This window comes from Paenibacillus sp. FSL M8-0212 (assembly GCF_038004645.1).
Taxonomy (GTDB): Bacteria; Bacillota; Bacilli; order Paenibacillales; family Paenibacillaceae; genus Paenibacillus.
This window is the reverse complement of the sequence record NZ_JBBORP010000001.1, coordinates 4,248,565-4,269,120: the sequence shown is the minus strand read 5'-3', so window position 1 is coordinate 4,269,120 and position 20,556 is coordinate 4,248,565. Positions and strand designations below refer to the sequence as shown.

15 protein-coding genes are annotated in these 20,556 nt (G+C 46.2%); 1 reads left to right on the top strand and 14 read right to left on the bottom strand.

What is annotated here, in order from left to right; all coding sequences use genetic code 11:
- Positions 1-14 precede the first annotated feature (14 nt).
- The 12 genes from MKX68_RS18855 to MKX68_RS18800 form a co-directional block, all read right to left on the bottom strand.
- A complete protein-coding gene (locus MKX68_RS18855; RefSeq protein WP_340913617.1) occupies positions 15-3,047 on the bottom strand; it encodes a histidine kinase in 3,033 nt (1,010 codons plus the stop codon).
- Between the two features lie 193 nt (positions 3,048-3,240).
- Positions 3,241-5,601 (bottom strand): S-layer homology domain-containing protein, encoded by a 2,361-nt coding sequence (locus MKX68_RS18850; protein WP_340913615.1) that lies wholly within the window; start codon positions 5,599-5,601, stop codon positions 3,241-3,243.
- A 15-nt stretch (positions 5,602-5,616) separates the two neighbouring features.
- Positions 5,617-7,119: a dockerin type I domain-containing protein gene (locus MKX68_RS18845; RefSeq protein ID WP_340913613.1), complete on the bottom strand. Its 1,503-nt coding sequence runs from the start codon at positions 7,117-7,119 to the stop codon at positions 5,617-5,619.
- Positions 7,120-7,299: 180 nt separating this feature from the next.
- Complete coding sequence (locus MKX68_RS18840; RefSeq protein WP_340913611.1) at positions 7,300-8,127, bottom strand: sugar phosphate isomerase/epimerase family protein; 828 nt, start codon at positions 8,125-8,127, stop codon at positions 7,300-7,302.
- A 146-nt stretch (positions 8,128-8,273) separates the two neighbouring features.
- Positions 8,274-9,596 carry an LLM class flavin-dependent oxidoreductase gene (locus MKX68_RS18835; RefSeq protein WP_340913609.1) on the bottom strand — a complete coding sequence of 441 codons (1,323 nt, stop codon included), beginning with the start codon at positions 9,594-9,596 and terminating at the stop codon, positions 8,274-8,276.
- Complete coding sequence (locus tag MKX68_RS18830; RefSeq protein WP_340913606.1) at positions 9,578-10,774, bottom strand: MFS transporter; 1,197 nt, start codon at positions 10,772-10,774, stop codon at positions 9,578-9,580. The genes MKX68_RS18835 and MKX68_RS18830 overlap by 19 nt, the downstream gene beginning before the upstream one ends.
- 206 nt (positions 10,775-10,980) lie before the next feature.
- Positions 10,981-11,424: a GNAT family N-acetyltransferase gene (locus tag MKX68_RS18825; protein ID WP_340913605.1), complete on the bottom strand. Its 444-nt coding sequence runs from the start codon at positions 11,422-11,424 to the stop codon at positions 10,981-10,983.
- Positions 11,425-11,671: 247 nt separating this feature from the next.
- On the bottom strand, positions 11,672-12,571 hold the full coding sequence (locus MKX68_RS18820) for an ROK family protein (RefSeq protein WP_340913602.1): 900 nt from the start codon (positions 12,569-12,571) through the stop codon (positions 11,672-11,674).
- A 28-nt stretch (positions 12,572-12,599) separates the two neighbouring features.
- On the bottom strand, positions 12,600-14,072 hold the full coding sequence (locus MKX68_RS18815; protein ID WP_340913600.1) for a glycoside hydrolase family 32 protein: 1,473 nt from the start codon (positions 14,070-14,072) through the stop codon (positions 12,600-12,602).
- A 27-nt stretch (positions 14,073-14,099) separates the two neighbouring features.
- Entirely contained in the window at positions 14,100-15,707 is a 1,608-nt protein-coding gene (locus MKX68_RS18810; RefSeq protein ID WP_340913598.1) for an ABC transporter substrate-binding protein, read from the bottom strand.
- 55 nt (positions 15,708-15,762) lie between these two features.
- Positions 15,763-16,644: a carbohydrate ABC transporter permease gene (locus tag MKX68_RS18805; RefSeq protein ID WP_340913596.1), complete on the bottom strand. Its 882-nt coding sequence runs from the start codon at positions 16,642-16,644 to the stop codon at positions 15,763-15,765.
- 16 nt (positions 16,645-16,660) lie between these two features.
- Entirely contained in the window at positions 16,661-17,521 is an 861-nt protein-coding gene (locus tag MKX68_RS18800; RefSeq protein WP_223200008.1) for an ABC transporter permease, read from the bottom strand.
- A gap of 540 nt (positions 17,522-18,061) precedes the next feature.
- Between MKX68_RS18800 and MKX68_RS18795 the strand changes: the two genes are divergently transcribed.
- Positions 18,062-19,138 (top strand): LacI family DNA-binding transcriptional regulator, encoded by a 1,077-nt coding sequence (locus MKX68_RS18795; protein ID WP_340913593.1) that lies wholly within the window; start codon positions 18,062-18,064, stop codon positions 19,136-19,138.
- 117 nt (positions 19,139-19,255) lie between these two features.
- Here MKX68_RS18795 and MKX68_RS18790 read toward each other — a convergent pair whose 3' ends face one another.
- Entirely contained in the window at positions 19,256-20,074 is an 819-nt protein-coding gene (locus MKX68_RS18790; protein ID WP_062835781.1) for a purine-nucleoside phosphorylase, read from the bottom strand.
- A gap of 165 nt (positions 20,075-20,239) precedes the next feature.
- Positions 20,240-20,410, bottom strand: a complete 171-nt coding sequence (locus MKX68_RS18785) for a hypothetical protein (protein WP_340913590.1) — start codon at positions 20,408-20,410, stop codon at positions 20,240-20,242.
- Positions 20,411-20,556: the final 146 nt, after the last annotated feature.

Genomic DNA, 20,556 nt, shown 5'->3' with positions numbered 1-20,556 from the left:
TCCCCCTCTATTTATTATTGATACGGAAACTCAATGGTCACCTTGGTACCTTGACCTTGTTCGCTCTTGATCACAGGTGCTTGTCCGTTCATAAGTTTCAATCGTCTCTGTACATTTTGGAGGCCAATGCCTTGTTCTGTATGACTTTTGCTCAGAAGAAAGGCAACCTGCTCTCCAGACATGCCCACACCATCGTCCTCAACCACCACTTGAACGCTATCTTCACATCTTCGAATGAACAAACGAACGGTTCCCCCATCAATCTTTTTGGATACGCCATGCCGTATGGCATTCTCTACCAGTGGCTCAATCAGGAGTGGCATGACTTTACAAGAATATAATGAGCTATCCACGTCCAATTGAACCTGAAGTCGTGAACCAAATCGCTCCTGCTCAATCTCCACATAAGCCTGAATTAACTCCATCTCCTTACTGAGTGGAATCAGTTCCTCGGAGTTATCCAGATGAAAGAGAATACGCAGATAACGACTAAAACTGCCCAGCAGTTCCCCAGCTCTCGGCCCATCCGTAAAACATAATGACATGATGGTTCCCAAGGCGTTATATAAAAAATGCGGCTTGATCTGTGAACGCAGAAAGGCCATTTCATTATTGGCTGCTTCTTTTACGAGTTGTTTCATGCCAAGTAATGTATGTATTCGGACAAGAATTTCGCCAGCATCCAGTGGACGGGTAATAAAATCATTGCCGCCGGCCTGAATACACGCCTCAATATCCGCAGGTGTACTGCGCATGTTGATAAACAGGATCGGGAGATCCACCTGGCTGAACTCCATCCGAATCTGCTTGCACAGCTCATAGCCGGTCACCTCAGGCAGCATGGCGTCGACAATCACAAGATCGGGCAACCTTCCGCCAGCCAATGCAGTCCGAACCTTGACATCAGAGTCTGCGAAGCTCAGATGAAAGCCTTCCGTAGCAAGCAATGTGTTCAGTTGTTCCATGTCTACGAGATCAGACGTCGCAATTAAAACGTGGGCTGAAACCACGCTTCCCACCTTTTTCTCCTCCCTCACATCGGTCTCCTGCGTTGCGGCTATCTCCGTCAAATCTTCCATGTCAACACTAGCAGCACACGGAAGCTCAATCATGATGGACGCAGCTTCATCGTTCACCACGAGTTTTCCTCTCATTGCGCTAACCATTTCCGCTGCAACAGACACCCCCGCTGCAATTCGATCCGCTTGCTGTGAACCGGAGTCCACTTCCTGACGTTGCCGAGTACTCCGATCTGGATCAGCTTCCAGACAAAGGGTAATCTGCACATTATCCTGATGCCTCTCGCACGCCATAACCAGCTTCCCATTATGATGCTGCCCCATCATGTGATAGACCAGGTTATACAATACTTGCAGCAGCCGACTCTCATCCGCCATGACGTAGCGAGCTTCAGGCTCCAACCTGCGAATCATAACAATGCTTTTGCCAGAAGCCAGAAAGCCCAGCACCTCCGTGACCAGCGAAAGGCAGGATACCAGATCAACGGTCCCCAGGGATAGCTTTATGCTGCCATCCCTGAACCTTGACATGTCAATCAGATCATTGACCAGATTGGACATCCGGTACGCCGTATTGCGGATAAGCTGAAGCTTGCCCCGGATCTCCTGTTCATTAGCGCGCCTCAGTGACGTTGTCAGCACAGAACGGGACAGATGAATAATGCTGTGAAGCGGAGAGTTTAACTCATGCGAAGTTAATAACAAAAACTCATCCTTGGCCTTGTCCGACAATTGAAGCTGATGGGTAAGTTGCTGCATCGAAGCATACGCCTGTGTATATTGATAGATCAGCAACATGGCAAAGGCACACAAAATCACAAGAGTTGTACAGTTCAGCAGCACCTGACTGACTGGATACCACGTAACAATGATTCCAAGCACATAGTTCACTAACATAAGCCAGATGCAGATGATCAACAATTGAGCTTGGGATCGACTCTTGTTTCCGTACCTTGCCTGAATATACTGATGAATAATTACAATGAAAGCCAGGGCGTAGGCACATAGATTGATGGCATACATGCTCTCTTGAATGAACGAATAGATACGAAATGGAGAAATCACGATCAATACCACGTATAAAGCCAGCACTATGCTTGGTACCCGAAGCCATTTTTTTAGCAGGGGTCCCAGCTCAGGAGTAAGTCTCCAGGTAATCATACTTGTAATAATAGATACACCATATACCGATATATATTTCAATTTGTACGCCAGTTCAAAGGAAATATCCGGCATCAACTGTAACAGCAGACGCTCCCCATTGGTCACCACCGTCAATGCAAAACCAATAAAGAACAGCGCATACAGCAGCTGGATTCCATCACGGTGCAAGCGCACATACAGATAGAAGAACAACAATCCAAAGATCACCACAATGCCGATAATCAACAGCTCAAGTCCCGATTGAATGATCGCTCTCGCTTCCATATGACTGCCCTGTCCCAGATCAATCGAGTTATAGATGCCACCACTGCGAAAGTCAAAATTGGCTACCTGTAGCACAACTTCAATCTCTGTACGTTCAGGGTGAAAATAAATTGTATAGGGCTCGTTACGGGGGACGTACGATGCGGCAGATGTACCCGGCTGCCCGGAACGGCTCATCAATTTCCCATCAACATACATCACATCCGAGAAGCGTACATAACGTTTGGCAATCGCCAGCAGTTCACCTTGCGGCACATTGCGTACAATCAGGCGATAGGTTCCGTAACTTTTACCATGCATGGGATATCCCTGACTAATGCTTTTGTCGTCCCAATTACCCGGCACTTGTATCATGAAAGGTTGGCTATGGTTGAGCTTAATCTGCTGTGGCGAGAGCAACTGCTCCGGATAGAACTCCCATTCTCCATCCAACGGTATGAGAGATTGGTTCGTCCACTCCACACCCGCCATGTCCAGAATCCCCTGCCTGGCCACAGGTTTCTCGTGTCCGTCTGTGATCTGCCACGCGACCACCAGTGCAAGCAGCAGGGTCATGCATCCGATCCCTAACAAAAATCGATCCGTTCTGATGACCGTCATCTCTCTTTCTCAAGTAAACGTCTATCTTGCAATATAGCGTTATTCTCCCACTCACACCAGATGCTGTCCATCCTTTTTGAAAACCACAATATAACGATGAAAAAAAGGCATCCGCAGATGCCTCCTGGATTTCATCTGATGCTGCTCGTCCCCAGCTGAAAGATAGGAACAAGCAGCATCAGCACTCTACATTTTAATTCTGGGATGCAGCCTGGATTGCGCCATAAGCCCAGTGACTAGCAGATACATCCTTCCATCTGGAAGTACCGGACAGTTCAGGTTCAATATGAACCAGACGATTCAGCAAAGTAACCGCCTCCGCTCGTGTCACGGCTTCGTTTGGACGAAATGCTCCGTCTGGAGACACACTCATGACTCCCGTTGCCAATACACGCTGAACCGCCTCGAGGGCCCAGTGCAATGTAATGTCCGTAGCTTCCTTCGTCAGCTCTGTTGTCGTTACTGCCCCCGTGATATCCTTGCGATTCAGAAGCCGTTCAATGATAACCGCCATCTCAGCTCGTGTGATGGAACTTTCCGGCATGAAATCTCCGGCAGCATTGCCTCGCATATAACCTGCCGCAGTCGCCATTGTAATCGCTTCGCGTGCCCATTCTGCAGCAGGCATATCCCGATATGATGTATCAAGCGTAGCTTCATCGCTGTCAGACGGAAGTATTCGAGATAATAAAGCAGCCATTTCAACACGCTGAACCTCCTGATTCGGTCTGAACGTGCCATCCGCATAACCTTGAATGTAGGCGGAGGAATGAGTGTCGTTCATGAGAATCATGGAAAATGTGCTGAACTTGGTAACTTCAAACTCAATTCCCGGTTGATCAGTTCCATTAAATTTAACGATTTTACCCTTAACGAGTTCCTTCGTTCCATCGCTATGTTCGATAAATACTTGCAGCTTGTCCAGTTCCTTCTGCGTCAGGTTTGTCTCTCGGATTGGCAGTACTACTGTCACCGGACGACTGCTCATATTAGTCTCAATGGTCATTGGACGACCTACCAAACGGAGGTCCGCAGTATTTGATGATGATTTGACGATTAATGGATCATTCTGGATACGCTGCTCCACCACTTCACGCCCTGCGGTATCCTTGATCGGCACAAGATGGAAGAATATATCCGAGCCCAGTCCCTGTAAAGAATTCGCCGGCAGTTGCAGGGAAGCATTATCCGTTTCAATATACAGATTCATCTTTTCAGCAGCCATCAGTGAAGTAGACTTGGCTGGCAGCTTCACGTTCAGTTCGGATACCTCGTCTTTCTCATCCGGAATCATGATCCGGGCAATATTCGAACCGGCCTTCTTCAGGCTTTCAATTGCACGAGAAGTCTGCTCAGCCGTCAGATTCACCTCGTCTTTTTTACGTCCATCTGCCCCTGTTGTTCTCTCTATAATCGTTGCCGAAACAACGGCATTGGTGTTCCGTTCATTGGTCACATTTACGGTAATCTTCTCGGAAGTGCTTGCAGAAGGTGATGTTGTCGTCGAACCACCGGATGAACTTCCTGAACCAGACGAACCCGGATTGGATGGTGTTGTTGGCGTAACTGGTGAACCCACGACTGAAATTTTGCCTGGTACAATCTGCTTGTTCATCTCCATTGCATCAGTATCTGTCACCGTAAAGTGTTCAGGCAGGGTTGTGTCGACAACCTGAACCAGATAATCTCCTGTAATAGCACCGGAAGCAATCGTGAATTCGATTTTGAACAGCGCCTGTGGGCTCTCCGATGCCGGAATTGGACTCTGTCCTCCGTCCTCATCACTCCAGCCCACGATGACTGATCCCGTCTCATTATTCGCGTTATACTGAATTCCCGGAACGTCACCTGTAACATTAATCACCTGAAGGGCTGCGGGATTGTACTTCAAGCGTACCCCGAAAGACCCAATCGGTTGATCAAGTGACATGGTATACACCGGGAACGTGACCTTGTCACCTGCTTTTCCTTGCGCTGATCCGATCGAAACAAGTACATTTCCAACTGGCTTCTCATCTGCCAATATGTTCACTTGCCCGGCTTCTCCAGTCACCGGAATAGGAGATTCATCCTCAAACCATATGCTGTCACCAAGACGAACTGCACTCGCGCTAGGAGCAGCATTCTCCTTTATTTTAAAATGAAGGGAATAGAGTACTATTGATTCATTGATCAGTTCTTGCGTGGTCATCACAACCCGAATAATATCCGAAGCAGATGTATCCTTCGTTTGATTATATCCACTGAATTTCTCATAGGCCTGTTGGTTTACAACCTCGTCCCCTTCCACAAGTTCAAGCACAGCCGAATCATAGGCAAAGGACAGTTCAGAGTGATAAAAAGAAAAGTCTGTATCTTTGGAATCATAGGTTACAGGTACTTCCACGATATCCCCCGGTTTGCCGGATACTTCTCCAATATGAATTACGGGATCTGTACTGGCCTGCGCCTGAGGCAGCCATGAGAAGATCATGGAAATCGTGAGTAGCAGAGCCAGAAGCGATTTCGTGAGTTTAGATTTTGCTGAAAATAAATAGGAGTTCTCGCTCGACAAGGTATTCACCTCTTTCTAAGTTAGTGAGTTGATGCCCAAGTAAACGCCCATAATCAGCGCTGAATCTTTTGCATCGAGTACACCGTCATCATTCATATCCAGTGCTTCAATCTGTTCTGGTGTAAATGTGATCAACCCTTTGATATATTTATTGACCAATAACGCATCAGCTGGTGTAAGCACACCATCCCCGGTGGCATCACCTTTGATTCGCAGCATAATGGTTACACTGGTGCTATCCGAGAATACAACTCCGTTTTTGGCCTCCCACAGGAACGTTGTCTTGATCCCCGTAAATGACGAAGCACGAAGGAAGGTCAATGTATTCAACTCTGCGACAGGAATCACCTGATTCTTCACAACGTCAACACCATTCAGTTGCAATGTGCCACTGTCAGGCAGAGATGAAATGCGAATGTCCGTCATGGACCGGTTCTCCGGGTCGGCATAGTTACTGTCAAAATCCGTAGATGTAAAGGCTATTGGTAACCCTTTGATAACTGTTTTGGAAAATGTACCTGCTGTAGGCTTAGGGGTGTCATCTTTGCTGAGACCCAGAGTACGTGCAGTAGTTCCGTCTGAACTGAAAATGACGATCCGGTCCCTCGCCGTATCAGCCATGTACACTTCGCCTTCCGGTCCAACAGTAATCTGATTGCCTATGTCGATAGGATAGGTCTCGTTTCCACTCACCCATGTACTCAAGACAGGAGCGTTAGGATATTCGAAGCCTTCATAGCCTGTGCGCATAATCTGATTCTCGCTCACAACGTATAAACGTTTGTCTACTACATCCAGTGTCAGATCTGCAAGCTTGTCTGTTGAATTCTGTATACTAGGCAAAGGATAGAGGGAAACTCCATCCCTATAGGTATACCAAGTATTATGTCCAGTCTCATTAAGACCGGAGATTACACTGGAATACTCTTTCAAAGCACCCATGCTCCCCCCACCTGAATTGTCCAGGTAACCATAGGAAAATTTAGTATTTTTCTGTATAGCATTATTCACCAAGCTGTTCTCGCTATAGGTTACACCTATAGTTTCTCTGTTGTACTGTTTATATCTGATGACATTTCGGATATACCATTGATCCACGCCTTGACCTAAGTTCATCCAATATTTATTGTTCAATTCGATGGGTGGTTCGTTTACTGTGCCGTCCGGGTTAAAAATATGTACCTGTAATGATGTACCCGATTCGCCTGCATAGATGAGTCCATCGTTCCCCATCGTAACTGCCGTCACATTATTGACCTCCATGGTCGCCAGCACTTCGCCTTCCGCTGTAGCCCGAATAACCCGATTGTTGCCGCTGTCTGCGATCAGCATCTCTTTTTCCCCATCAGCCGTCTTATAGAACTCGATATCTGTAGGTTGGCTTAACGAAATGGGTGTTGTTGCGGCCAATGCCGATGAAGATGGAAAACCCACGCTTGTGAGTAATGTAATGACAAGCGCGAGTACAGTCCATCGTTTTCTGTTGACTCTTGCACCCTTTTTAGTGTGTAGACTCAAATCTTCTCCTCCTCAAAACTTCTAATTATGTTCTGTTTCACTATACATAGCCGCTCTTAACAATCACTGAACATGGACATGCCTCGCTATAGAAAACAGGCATAACAAAAGAACGACTGGATTAAACGGATGCCCGTTTAATCCAGTCGTTCTTTTTCAATTATTTTCTCTTGTCATGATTTAGATATCTGCAAACACCTGCTCAAAGCCTGCTTTCGACTTGGCAAACAGAGCCTCTACATCCAATTCCGATGCCGGTGCCAGTACTTCCTGAGCCACCACACCGTTGTAGCCAATGGCGTTCAGATTTTTCAAAAAACCATTCAGATCAATTACACCTTCCCCAGGATACAAGCGTTCGCCATCCTTCAATTCCTCGATCGGCAGATCATAGGCATCGTTGATATGCACATGAACAATCTGCTCTTTCTTCAGCTTCAACAGATCTTCCATCGGTAGACCATTCGTATGCCAGTGATAGGAATCTACGAGCAGGCCAACATTTGGCGCATGGATCGTCTCGATCCAGTCCAGCGTATCCTCCAAACGCCAGATAAACGGATTCTTCCATTGCGTCCGCAAGTGATGGCAGCCAACAAACTCCAGCCCTAACTTAATCCCGTAAGCATCCAAGATATCTGCGCAGAGTCTCAAGCGTTTCGTAGCCGCTGCCATAAATTGCGCTGCCGGTTGATCCGTTGAGGGTAAAATATACGTGCAACAGCTGTAACAGTCCAGCGAAGCAGAAGCTTCTGCCATAGCGACCAACGATTGCAATCCCTCACGGAATTGCTCATCTGTCGTCCGCCACTCCACCGTCAGCCCCGATGAACCGATAATCACCTGATTGCTTTCCAGCAGATGTTGTGCCTGTTCTTTGCCATACGTTTCAATCAATGAGAGCGGATTCAAATCTACAGATCCGAATCCGTGCTTGGCCGCATCTATGATATATTGTTCATCAGACTCGATGTTGCCCAGTCCCGCATTCGTTAACCCTCTAATCATCCCAATCGCCTCCTGTGACTCGTCTGGAATTGCAGCTTGTATATCATTTTCTTTATCATTTTATAATAGCAGTACTCTCCGAAAAAGAAACCATCAAAAAAGAGCCGCAACAACGTTATATTAACGTCATTACCGCTCTAACATCTCTATCTCACGCTCTCTAACGTATACCGGTTACGCGGAATCTCAAGACCCAGATTCTCCCGAAGCGTCTCATGTTCATACTCCATACGGAACAGCCCTCGTTCTTGCAGAACCGGGACAACTAACTCTACAAAATCTTCCAATCCATTGGGTACCACAGTACGAACATTGAATCCGTCTGCCGCTTTGCCTTCAAACCATTCCTGAATCTGATCTGCGATCTGATCCGGTGTACCAATGAACGATGTACGTGGAGTGGATGCCAGCAATGCCACTTGACGCAAGGTCAACCCTTGTTCTCGTGCCTGCTGCTTGATCTTGTCCGTTGTACTGCGGAAGCTGTTGCTGCCAATCTCCCCAATCTCGGGAAAAGGTTCGTCCAGTGCGTACTGGGAGAAGTCATAATGATCGAAATAACGCCCCAGATAGTTCAACGCCTGATCTATACTCACCAGTTCGGCAATTTCCTGATACTTCTGCTCCGCTTCTTCCGCTGTTCTACCCACAATCGGGCCGATGCCCGGGAAGATCAGGATATCCTCTGCCTGACGCCCATATGCCACCGCTCTTGCCTTCACATCCTGGTAGAACTCCCTTGCTTCCTCCAGCGTCTCATGTCCTGTATAGACGGCATCCGCCGATCGGGCGGCCAGATCTTTACCCGATTCGGATGAGCCCGCCTGGAAAATGACCGGATGACCCTGCTTCGAACGCCCCACATTAAGTGGACCCTGTACCGAGAAGTGCTTTCCCTTGTGATTCAGCGTATGCAACCTGGCAGGATCGAAGAATACGCCCTGTTCCTTGTTTCCGACAAAGGCATCGTCCTCCCAGGAATCCCAGAGACCTTTGACCACATTCAGATGTTCTTCTGCAATTTCGTAGCGCAGCGCATGGTTTGGATGTTCGCCTTTGCCAAAGTTAAGTGCCGATCCTTCCAGAGGTGAAGTAACCACATTCCATCCGGCTCTCCCACCGCTTAATTGATCCAACGAAGCAAATTGCCGCGCAACCGTGAACGGTTCACTATAGGAAGTAGACAATGTAGCAACCAGCCCGATATGGGAAGTTGCCCCAGCGAGTGCAGACAGAAGCGTTAGAGGTTCAAAGCGATTGAGAAAATGAGGATTGGACTTCTCGTTGATGAAGAGGCCATCTGCAATGAAGAGCAGATCGAACTTCCCTTTTTCCGCGATACGCACCTGCTTCTTGTAGAACTCCAGACTAACGCTCGCGTTGATGGGAATGTCCGGGTGACGCCAAAATGAAATGCTGTTCCCCACTCCGTTCAGATTGGCTCCCAATTTCAATTGTCGTTGCGACATATATATTCCTCCCTATGTTGTGGTGATGACACCGCCCAAGCCGCTCCCAGTAATACAATCCCTGTGAAGAGAAAAATAAACGGAATGCCGATCCATCCACCGAGCAAACCACCGATTAACGGTCCAAGTACAATACCGAACTGACTCGCCGTCTGACTCAGACTGACAGCTCTCCCACGAAAGTCGTGATCAGCATATTTGATGATTAGCGCATTAAGCGCCGGATAAACCGCGGCAAAGAACAGACCATAAACAAAACGCAGGCTGCCAAAATAAATCAGATTCGTTGCTGTCATTTGCAGCAGGCTTCCAATTCCACCGCCAATCAGACCGATAAACAGTGTTTTTTCGTACCCGATCCTTCCACCAATCTTCCCCCAACGCGGCCCCATAATGACGGTTGCCACACCAATCGCCGAGAAGACAATCCCTGCACTAAGTGTTGCACTGCCAACATCTCCGCCAATCTGGACCACATAGAGCGTCAGCACCGGTTCGATGATGAGAACGGAGGTCGAGACTATGAGAATCAAACCGTAGATTCGCATCAAACCCGGCGTGGAAGCCGCTCTTTTCAAATCCCCTATGATCTTCGTTGGAACGATCGTTCGAGCTTGTCGTGACTCCTTAACACCGAGGACCATCAGAGCCGCAAATAATGTAATCACAGCCGATGCAATGAAACATCCCCGCAGTCCGATCCAGTGACTCAACACACCACCGGCAAGAGGACCAAGAATCCCGCCCGCAGCACTGGCCGTGGAGATCACACCAAGTGCGTAACCCACATGTTTCTCCGGAGTATTGGTGCCGATCAGTGTAATTGAGGCGGGATGAAAACCAGCCATGAGTCCCTGAAAGATCCTCACTGCGATAAACGTATATGGATCGTAAACAAAGAAATTAGCCAGATGTGCAATGCCTAGCCCAACTCCTGAACGGACGAGCATCAGTTTACTGCCATATTTATCAGCCAGTGATCCCCAGAAGGGTGCGCATAATCCACTGATCAGAAAGCTGATCGAAATGGAGATACCCGACCAAGCTTCCAGGCCGCTCTGGATACCGAGATCATTTTGCAGGAAGATAGGAAAGAACGGAACGGATAATGAATACGCCATATGATTAAAAAACAGGCCGAACCACAGAATATACAGATTTCGCTTCCATTGTGGCATCTTGGCATTCTCCATACTATATAATTCCTATATAAAAAGTAGGTTATTATCCATATTAGGGTAACGTCATCGGAAAGTATAATAGAAAAGTTAAATAGACCCATTCAAGAATTAAATGAATGGGTCTGTTACGTAACCGTTACACTGACCACTACGCAGTCAGAACGTAAATATGAAGTTAACTTTCAATACGTATGGTAATCATACTATTCCGGCAATTGAACCGACATAAACACATCGACCTCATCTTCACTATCCAATATAAATCCAAATCGTTCATACAATCGCCGAGCAGGACTTCCCTGCAAAACATTTAAAATAAGCCGTTTCCCCTGAACTTCATCCTGTTCCAGCAGCATGTTCAATACCTGAGTTCCTATTCTCTGGCCCTGATAATCGGGATGTATGTAGAAATGTTCCAATAGATATTCCTCAGCCTTGGGCTTCAAGGCTACACAACCTACCATTGAACCCTCCACTTCAATAATCCGCGTATGAACAGGGTCGAATGTATTGCGGAAACGTTCACGCACTTTCACATCATCGTACCTTCCCAGCCTGGTTAGATCATCGTAGAGTACCAACGCTCGCAAATCAGCGAGTTTCTCTTGGTCTGCCTGTACAGCTTGACGCATTGTTATATGGTTCATTGGTTGGATTCCTTTCCATTCGAGACACGCTAAATTTTGAATGTCTTATCGCACTATAGGGATAGACACTAAAAATCATACCTTTGGCAGCTCACATGAGCAACATCGGATTTTAGAACGCAATATTTTTTTCAAACTATTTATCTCCGCAAAAAATAAAAAAGCCCAAAAAGGACGGTGCAGTCTTGCTTATACAAATAAGCGAATCCGCAACCGTCCCTTCTGGGATGAAGATTATTTAAGAAAACTACGAAGCATGTGACGCTTGTGCTGCATGCTGCAATGCTTCCAGACCCAATGCGAGCGCACCACACAGACCTGCATGCTGGCCCAATCCGGGCTGGACAATATATTGGTCGATATGTTGCGTGATTGGGGCAGCATTTACATAACCATTCAGATTCCGCACTACCTGCTCCCGGATCATAGAAAACAGATGATCTTGCTGCATCACACCACCGCCCAAGATGATTTTCTGCGGCGAATGAAGCAGGATGGCCGTTGTAATCGACTCCGCAATGTAAAAGGATTCGATCTCCCACGCCGGATGATCTGCCGGCAGTTCACTGCCAGGAATCTGCCAGCGAGCTTCAATGGCTGGTCCTGCTGCCATCCCCTCCAGGCAATCGCCATGATACGGGCATAATCCGGCAAAGTGATCGTCTGGATGGCGTCTTGTGCGAATATGTCCACCCTCGGGATGTAACAATCCGTGTACTCGTTTGCCCCCTGCCACAAGTCCGACACCAACTCCTGTGCCAATCGTGTAATATACACAGTTATCCAGCCCTTGCGCCGCTCCCCACGTCACTTCACCGAGCGCGGCAGCATTCACATCCGTATCCCATCCAAAAGGAACCGGAAATTCATGCTTCAAGGTTCCAATCACATTACAGTTTCCCCACCCAGGCTTAGGTGTGGTCGTAATATAACCATAGGTCGAACTATCCGGTTGCAGATCAATCGGACCAAAGGAGCCGATCCCTATGGCTTCCACATCTTTATCCCTGAAATAGTCGATCACCTTGGCAAGAGTGGTCTCCGGATGTTCTGTTGGAAAGCTGATCCGATCTTCAATCTGTCCATGCTCATTACCTACACCACATACAAACTTTGTTCCGCCCGCTTCTATGGCTCCAATACGCATCGTTCTGGACTCCTTTCCTTCATTACAATTAACCTTTAGCCTTGGTTGGTGATATCTCATAGATATGAAGTGAAGAGAAGACCAGATCAGTATTTTCGGCATGAGCAGAGATGCCCTTGGAATCCACATCCGGATAGATCAGATCCGTAATAACCGCCTGACCATCATTTGCAAATACCTCCACAGATGAATGATCTACATATATACGCAGACTTTGATTCCCATTTACATCTTTTAACTCAGCTGCATGGCGGCTCAGGAAATGTTCATGAAAATCGCCGATTCCCGATCCACTACGATCGATATATACTTCCCCTCGGTTGGCGTCTACACCAACGAGCGTTTCGTTGTTGGCTCCGCTTCTTAAGGCAAAATGGAACGACTGATTCGGAGTCCACTCTGCATGGATCTCATAGTTCACTTGTTGCAAAGTGTTCAACTGCTCACTCACTTGCTGAATCGAAGCATCCTGTAGGGACAATACTGGCGTACGGGCTTGCTCAAGTTCACGTGCAGGACGTTGAATCAGGATGACTCCTCCGGCTCTTGTCTCCAGTGTCAGCTCCCGTGCAATGGTCATTGCTCCACGGTAATCATTGGTTGGCGTCTGATTGGCATACATCCAGTTGCTCATCCACCCCATAAACAGGCGTCTGCCGTCTTCAGCCGGAATGTCAGACCAACTAACTCCCGCGTAGTTATCCCGGCCATGATCAATCCAGCGAATCGTATGGGATGCCTCATCTGGAACAAATGTTCTTCCATCAAAATCTCCGGTAAAATATTGTGTTCTGGATCCTTCTTTAAAAGCAGGATCTGCACCGATGCTAACGAGCATCACCCATTTCACCTGCTCAGAATCTCCATCCACTGCAAGCGGGAACAGATCCGGGCATTCCCACACGCCATCGTGTGAACCGATCCCTTCGCCAAATTCACTTCCTAGCGTCCAATCCTTCAGATTGCGAGATCGGTACAGACATACCGTTTGACCACAAGCGATAATCATAATCCATTCCTTGGTCTGCTCATGCCAGAACACTTTGGGATCACGGAAATCAACAAAGGACTCATGCTTTAATACCGGATTACCCTCGTATTTAGTCCAGGTTCTGCCGTTGTCTTTGCTATACGCCAGACTCTGACGCTGAACAGGATGATCATTTGGTACTTCCAGATGATGTGTAAAAATGGCCACCAACCCCGGCTCATCTTCGAAAAATCCGGAAGTATTGTTCCAGTCCACCACCGCACTGCCGGAGAAAATCATGCCATGTTCATCCGGTGCCAGAGCTACAGGAAGTTCCTCCCAAGTGACGAGATCTCGGGTTACCGCGTGACCCCAATGCATCGGTCCCCATGTAGTACCAAACGGATGATACTGGTAGAATAAGTGATACTCCCCATTGAAAAACACCATGCCGTTTGGGTCGTTCATCCACTTCTCTTTCGGTGAAAAGTGGTATTCATTTCTGTAATCTTGTTTAAGAATTGTCGACATTATGGTTTCTCTCCTCCGTACTTTTCTTTATTTGTTATTACGGTCATATCCCGCTTGTTTAATCTGTAGCCATTCTTGCAATCCAAGGCGATCCAGCTCTTTCAAGTAAGCATCCCATTCCTGATCTATTTTCCCGTTCTGATACCATTCTGTACGCAGACGTAACACGTAGGCGAAGAGATCGGTCTCAATCGTGGACAATCGATCCAGTTCATCAATGGAGAAGAACACACTTGGATATACGTTCTCCGCTTTCATATGCGGAACCATAACCTTGTCGAGAAGTTCCATCCGCCAAGCCGCATCTTCCGGTTTGGTTGTGTATTTGTCATAATAACTGTCGAGAATGGCCAATGGTCCTGCGATACTGGTTTTTTGTCTAAGTTCAACTGGTGCAGAGCCTTCCAGCGGAAGATGCTTCAGCATCCCTTTGGCTTCATCAAATTCAAAAATATTTTGCTGACTCTCATCTCCATAGGTACCCCAGTTGTTCTGTACGGATTGGAGCGGATCGTACAATTGGTCTACCCACTTCGCTGTGGACTCCAGGTTTTTATTGCTGCTGGTGATGACCATGCGACCACGATCAAGCCCAATCCCGTTTGTTCTTGTGACATTAACTTCGCCGTTAGGTCCAGCAACCGGAGGCAGAACATCATACGTATCATTCATGCCTGTAATGTTAGCCTTATCCCAAGTGAAGTACATGCCGTACTTATTATCCTTGCCTTTCGCAAGATACGTGTTCCAATCCTGCTGGTACGATTCGACATCCACGAGACCTTCCTGAACCAGTTCATGAATGTATTTAACCGCTTCCTTGTAGCCTTCATCAGCTGCCGTGAAGACCACTTTCCCATCATTGGTTACCACGGTATGATCCCAGTTCTCTCCGAGTCCAAATGCCGCAAAGAGGAATGTTAGATCTTCTCCGCCCGGTTTGTTAATGAAAGATAACGGAATTTCGTCTGCCTTACCGTTGCCGTTAGGATCTTGGGTTTTGAACGCGATCAATACTTCTTTCAGTTCTTCGGTTGTCGTTGGCATCTTCAGTCCAAGCTTGTTCAGCCATTCCACATTAATCCAAGGCAAGTTATCCACTGCCTGAATCCGTTGTTTGCCACTTCCGAGTTCTTCAATCCATGGGAATGAATAGATATGTCCGTCTGGAGCCGTAATCATGCTCTTGTATTCGGGAGCTTCCTCCAGCACCTTTCTCAGATTGGGCATGTGTTGTTCAATCATGTCCTCAAGTGGAATGATCGCCCCGTCCTTCGCCAGTTTCAGGAGATCATAATCCCCGTAACCTGCATCAAAAATAGCATCCGGCAAATCACCGCTGGCGACCGCCAGATTTCTTTTTTCTGCAAACACATCACTCGTATAGTTCTTCCAGTTGATATGCACATTGGTTTTCTCTTCGAGTCGCTTGTTAATCAGCTTGTCGTTTGGATCAGCGGGAGCCAGCGGAGAGCTCTGTGTTATAAAATTCAATGTCACCTTGCCATCAGGGGATTGCGCCTCACTTGCCGCGCCGCCTCCACCCCCGCCACAGGCGGTTAGAAAGAGCATTGCAGATAACATGGAAATGGATGCCGTTGTAACGGCTTTTCTGGATTTGTTCACTTTTTTCATAATAATGACCTCCATGAGTTGGATTGGATCAACTTACTGTATCGCAGGCTGTTCACTATTTGAGGGAACCGACCATGACACCTTTTTCGAAATACTTCTGGAAGAACGGGTACATGATGATGAGTGGCAGACTTGAAATGACAATCGCTGAGTATTTAATCATCTCGGAGAGCCGTTTCAGTTCTGCCATCGCAAGCTGATCACTGATCATGCCAGGTGCAGCCTGATTCTGAATCAGAATGGAACGCAGAACGAGCTGTAACGGATGCAGTTTCGGATTATCCAGATAGATCATTGCATCAAAATAGGAATTCCATTGCCCAACGAACGCATAGAGGGCAAGTACAAAAATGATCGGTTTCGACAACGGAATGACGATCTGGAAGAAAATCTTCATCTCAGAGGCGCCATCCACGTTTGCAGCTTCTTTCAGTTCTCGAGGGACTCCTTTGAAAAAGGTTCTGGAGAGAATGATGTTCCAGACGTTAACGGCTCCAGGGATTATGATTGCCCACACCGTATCGAGCATGCCGAGATTACGTATAAGTAGATACGTAGGGATTAATCCCCCGCCGAAGAACATGGTAATGATAAAGATAATCATGAAAAATCCACGTCCCGCGAGCCTGTCATCCGACAATGCATAACCTGCAAATATGGATACGGTCACGGTGATCAGTGCAAAGGAAACCGAATACAATACCGCATTTGCAAACCCCCGAATCATGGCTGGATTGGACAAAATCATCTGATATCCGTCCAAACTCCAGTCCGATAAATTAAAGGACAGTCCACGATTCAGTAGCACAGTGGGGTCCATGAATGAGGCGATAACAATATAAATCAGGGGAACAACCACAACCAGTACAGCACAGGTGAGAAAGATGGCATTGAGTGTGAGGATCAATCGATCCATTCCCGTGTGTTTAACAACCATGGATAATACTCCTTTCCTAATAGAGGCCTTCGCCTTCATTCAATTTCTTCACAATCAGATTCACCGTCACCAGCAAAATCACATTGATAACCGAGTTGAACAATCCAACTGCCGCTGAATAAGCGTAATCTCCAGACTGCAGCCCCACCTTGTAGACATACGTGGCAATAATCTCGGAGGAAGGCAGGTTCATGGACGTCTGCATCAGATAGGCCTTTTCAAATCCAATGGACATAATCCCGCCAGCTGCAAGGATAAAAACGATGGCCATAATCGGACGAATCGTTGGAAGGTCAATGTGGCGAATACGCTGAAGGAGATTGGCTCCATCCAGATTAGCCGCATTGTGAAGCTCCGGATCAACATTGGCCAAAGCCGCAACGTATATGATGGAAGCCCAGCCGGCTCCGGTCCAGATATCGGACAAAATGTAGATCCAGCGGAAATATTCCGGTTCAGACATGAACATAATCGGCTGACCTGTAATCCATGTGGCTAATTGATTAATCGGCCCTGTCGGTGAGAGGAAGATGAACAGCATACCCACAACAACAACAACCGAGATGAAATTGGGTGCGTACAGAAACAATTGAATATTTTTCTTGATGCCTGCTTTGCGTACCTGGTTCAGCATGAGTGCCAGTAAAATGGGCACCGGGAAACTGAATATCAATCCCAAAAAGCTGAGTTTAAGCGTATTCATTAAAATGATATCGAAATTGGGTGAAGCTATAAATTTCTCGAAATGCTTCAGTCCTACCCAATCACTGCCCATGATACCTTTGATCGGACTGAAATCCTTAAACGCAATGATGGCTCCGTACATCGGAATGTACTTGAAGATAAGAGTCAAAATTAAGGCTGGTGCAAGCAACATATATAAAAAGTAATTTTTTTTGAGCTGCTGCAACCTATGACCGCTTGTCGTCCTCACTTTCAGTACCCTTCCTTCGCCCTTTTTGCTGTCGGCTATGTTATCCAACACAATACCCCCGTTCCATTCTAGAAGTTGACAATTGTTTTCAGTAAGGGCTTTCAATATTTACAATTGCCTATTTAATAATTTACAATTTATCAGGTTTAAACGGATTTAGTCAATACGTTTTGTAAAAAAATATTTGTGCATTTGATCATTTTATCTTTGCATTAATGTAACTAAAGAGGATTAAATTTGCATATATATAGCACTGAATCGTCAATAATAGCAAAGATATTTCTATATCAATACTGTAATAGATCATCATTGTTACATAGTTAAAGAAACTTCTGGAACAATTATGAAAATAGAATTCGCCTATCTAAATGTAAATACAATTGTGCATTTGTAAAACAGAGATTGCTATTTGTCCCGTTCTATTATACATTTGACTTAGAGAAGAATATGGATGACTATTGATGATTAGAGGTGGAGCATTAGATGGCAAAAGAAAAAGTCACGATACAAGACATTGCTGATGCTTTGGGGATTTCCAGGAATACGGCTTCCAAAGCATTAAATGATAGCGGAAACATCCCGGATGAGACCCGAAATCGTGTAATTAAAAAAGCAATTGAACTCAAATATAAACAGTTTGCCTATATGGACAATGAACATGTTCTAACCAAGGCTCCGGGCAATATCGCCCTGTTAACTGAAAACCTGCCTAATACATCTCACTTTGGTTCGTTGTTAATCAGTGGTTTGGAGAAAAGAATCAGTGCGGAGGGATACAATCTCTCGATTCATATCGTGCGTGAAGACGATCAAGATACACTTACACTTCCTAACAATTTTGATATAGCCAAAGTAGACGGCATCATTTGCATCGAATTATTTGATCTGGAATATACACAGCTCATTACCGATCTGGGCATCCCCACCATCTTTATCGATTGCGCTTCCAACATATGTTATCCCGAATTCCATGCAGATTTGCTACTCATGGAGAATGAACATAGCATCTACCAGTTAACCAAAAAATTAATTGAGAGCGGCTACACAAGTATCGGATTCGTCGGGGATTACAATCACTGCAAGAGCTTTAATGAACGATGGGTTGGATATCAGCGTGCTATGCTGGAGGCGGGGTTGCCGGTCGACCTCTCCCATTGCATCGTAGATAATGATCGCCTGTGTTTCTCCAAGCCAGGATGGTTGAACCAGCGAGTGGCAGAGCTGACCTCCCTACCTTCCGCTTACGTATGCGCTAATGACTTTATAGCAGTTGATCTGATCAGGGCGTTAAAAGACAGAAATGTCGCTGTACCACAGGATATTGTGATATGCGGATTCGATAATGCACCCCAATCTCGAATTATTGAGCCAGCATTAACAACGGTTCATATTTACAGCAATGAGATGGGCATTAAGGCTGCGGAGATGCTGTTATCCCGGATTAATAGCCCCTCACAACCTTATCAGGTCTCGCACATTGTGACCAAACCCATCATCAGGGAGTCCACGCCAGCAATCATGGCCGATCATTCTCAGATGGTTCATAGTTCTGCAAAATAAAAAAACGTATGTCTCACGAGTAACAGCTCGTGAAGCATACGTTTTTTTGTGTTTTCGATTTGGTTGGATGAAAACTCTATCCTATCCATCGTGGCCTAGATAGAAATCATCTCGCGATTAGATCTCTTTCAAGATGCCTTTTACCAAACCAATAAAGGTTGTTTTCACTTGCGCAGCCACTTCAATAACTTCATCATGACTTAACGGCTGATCCAGAATACCACAGGCCATGTTGGTCAAGCAGGAAATGCCTAGTACCTTCATACCGCCATGGATGGCAACAATGGCTTCAGGTACTGTAGACATGCCCACTGCATCCGCACCCATCGTACGAATCATGCGGATCTCCGCTGGTGTCTCATATGCCGGGCCACTCCACCATGCATAGACACCTTGCTGCAGGCCAACATTTTGTTCTTCTGCAACCTTAAGGGCAATACTGCGCAGTTCGCGATTGTATACCTGTGATACGTCTGGGAAGCGCACACCCAGTTCAGCATTATTTGGTCCCATCAATGGGTTATTGCCTACCAGGTTAATATGATCTGTAATGAGCATCAGTTGACCTGGCTCAAAGCTTGTATTGATTGCTCCGCAGGCATTGGTGATAAGCAATTGCTCGACACCCAGCGCCTTCATGATGCGAACCGGGAATGTCACTTCGTCCAATGTAAAACCTTCATAATAATGTAGACGGCCTTTCATCGCTACAACCGTTTTGCCCATCAGTTCACCAATAACCAATTCATTGGCATGACCGATAGCCTCCGATTGGGCGAAATACGGAATCTCTGTATACGGAATAACGGTCGCATTTTCAATCTCGTCCGCGAGCGCTCCCAGTCCCGAACCCAGAATCATGCCTACGGCAGGTTTGGTATGAATTCGGTTTAATATGTAATCTCTTGCTTCCTGAATATGTGCGGATTGATGCATAATGATATCCTCCTGATGATCTAAATTGAGTTAACAAAAACTGAGTTAATGAGGTACTACTCATCAAGTGTAATGAACAATGGTCTTGATGTAAATGGAAGCCGTTCTATATACAATAAAAAAACGACCCTATGCTCCAGAATCGTTTAAAAACATGGACATGTCCTAATCCAATGTATATTTGTTTCTACTTTTCAAGTAATCGATTGTCATGATCAGCAACAACATGAATGTAGCAAACATCAGCGGTTTGGCAAAAGTACCTTCTTCAAAGATATAATAACTAAATGCAAAATTTCCGGCAAAAGTAATTAAATAGTTTCGGATGTAATCCATCTTCTCATCTCTTTTCAGGAAAGAATTTGGTTCGCCATTTCTTCAAGCCTATCACAAAATTCCATTTAATACCATATTTTTATCATCCACACCAATCAACGCCTCAATCATGCACGAGATAGACGTACTGTATAATCTATATTGAC

Bases quoted from the DNA above. Each gene is read 5' to 3' on its own strand.
- MKX68_RS18790 (WP_062835781.1), bottom strand. From the start codon at position 20,074: ATGCATCAATCCGCACATATTCAGGAAGCAAGAGATTACATATTAAAC.
- MKX68_RS18810 (WP_340913598.1), bottom strand. From the start codon at position 15,707: ATGAAAAAAGTGAACAAATCCAGAAAAGCCGTTACAACGGCATCCATT.
- MKX68_RS18805 (WP_340913596.1), bottom strand. From the start codon at position 16,644: ATGGTTGTTAAACACACGGGAATGGATCGATTGATCCTCACACTCAAT.
- MKX68_RS18825 (WP_340913605.1), bottom strand. From the start codon at position 11,424: ATGAACCATATAACAATGCGTCAAGCTGTACAGGCAGACCAAGAGAAA.
- MKX68_RS18815 (WP_340913600.1), bottom strand. From the start codon at position 14,072: ATGTCGACAATTCTTAAACAAGATTACAGAAATGAATACCACTTTTCA.
- MKX68_RS18830 (WP_340913606.1), bottom strand. From the start codon at position 10,774: ATGCCACAATGGAAGCGAAATCTGTATATTCTGTGGTTCGGCCTGTTT.
- MKX68_RS18840 (WP_340913611.1), bottom strand. From the start codon at position 8,127: ATGATTAGAGGGTTAACGAATGCGGGACTGGGCAACATCGAGTCTGAT.
- MKX68_RS18855 (WP_340913617.1), bottom strand. From the start codon at position 3,047: ATGACGGTCATCAGAACGGATCGATTTTTGTTAGGGATCGGATGCATG.
- MKX68_RS18820 (WP_340913602.1), bottom strand. From the start codon at position 12,571: ATGCGTATTGGAGCCATAGAAGCGGGCGGAACAAAGTTTGTATGTGGT.
- MKX68_RS18795 (WP_340913593.1), top strand. From the start codon at position 18,062: ATGGCAAAAGAAAAAGTCACGATACAAGACATTGCTGATGCTTTGGGG.
- MKX68_RS18785 (WP_340913590.1), bottom strand. From the start codon at position 20,410: ATGGATTACATCCGAAACTATTTAATTACTTTTGCCGGAAATTTTGCA.
- MKX68_RS18800 (WP_223200008.1), bottom strand. From the start codon at position 17,521: ATGTTGCTTGCACCAGCCTTAATTTTGACTCTTATCTTCAAGTACATT.
- MKX68_RS18835 (WP_340913609.1), bottom strand. From the start codon at position 9,596: ATGTCGCAACGACAATTGAAATTGGGAGCCAATCTGAACGGAGTGGGG.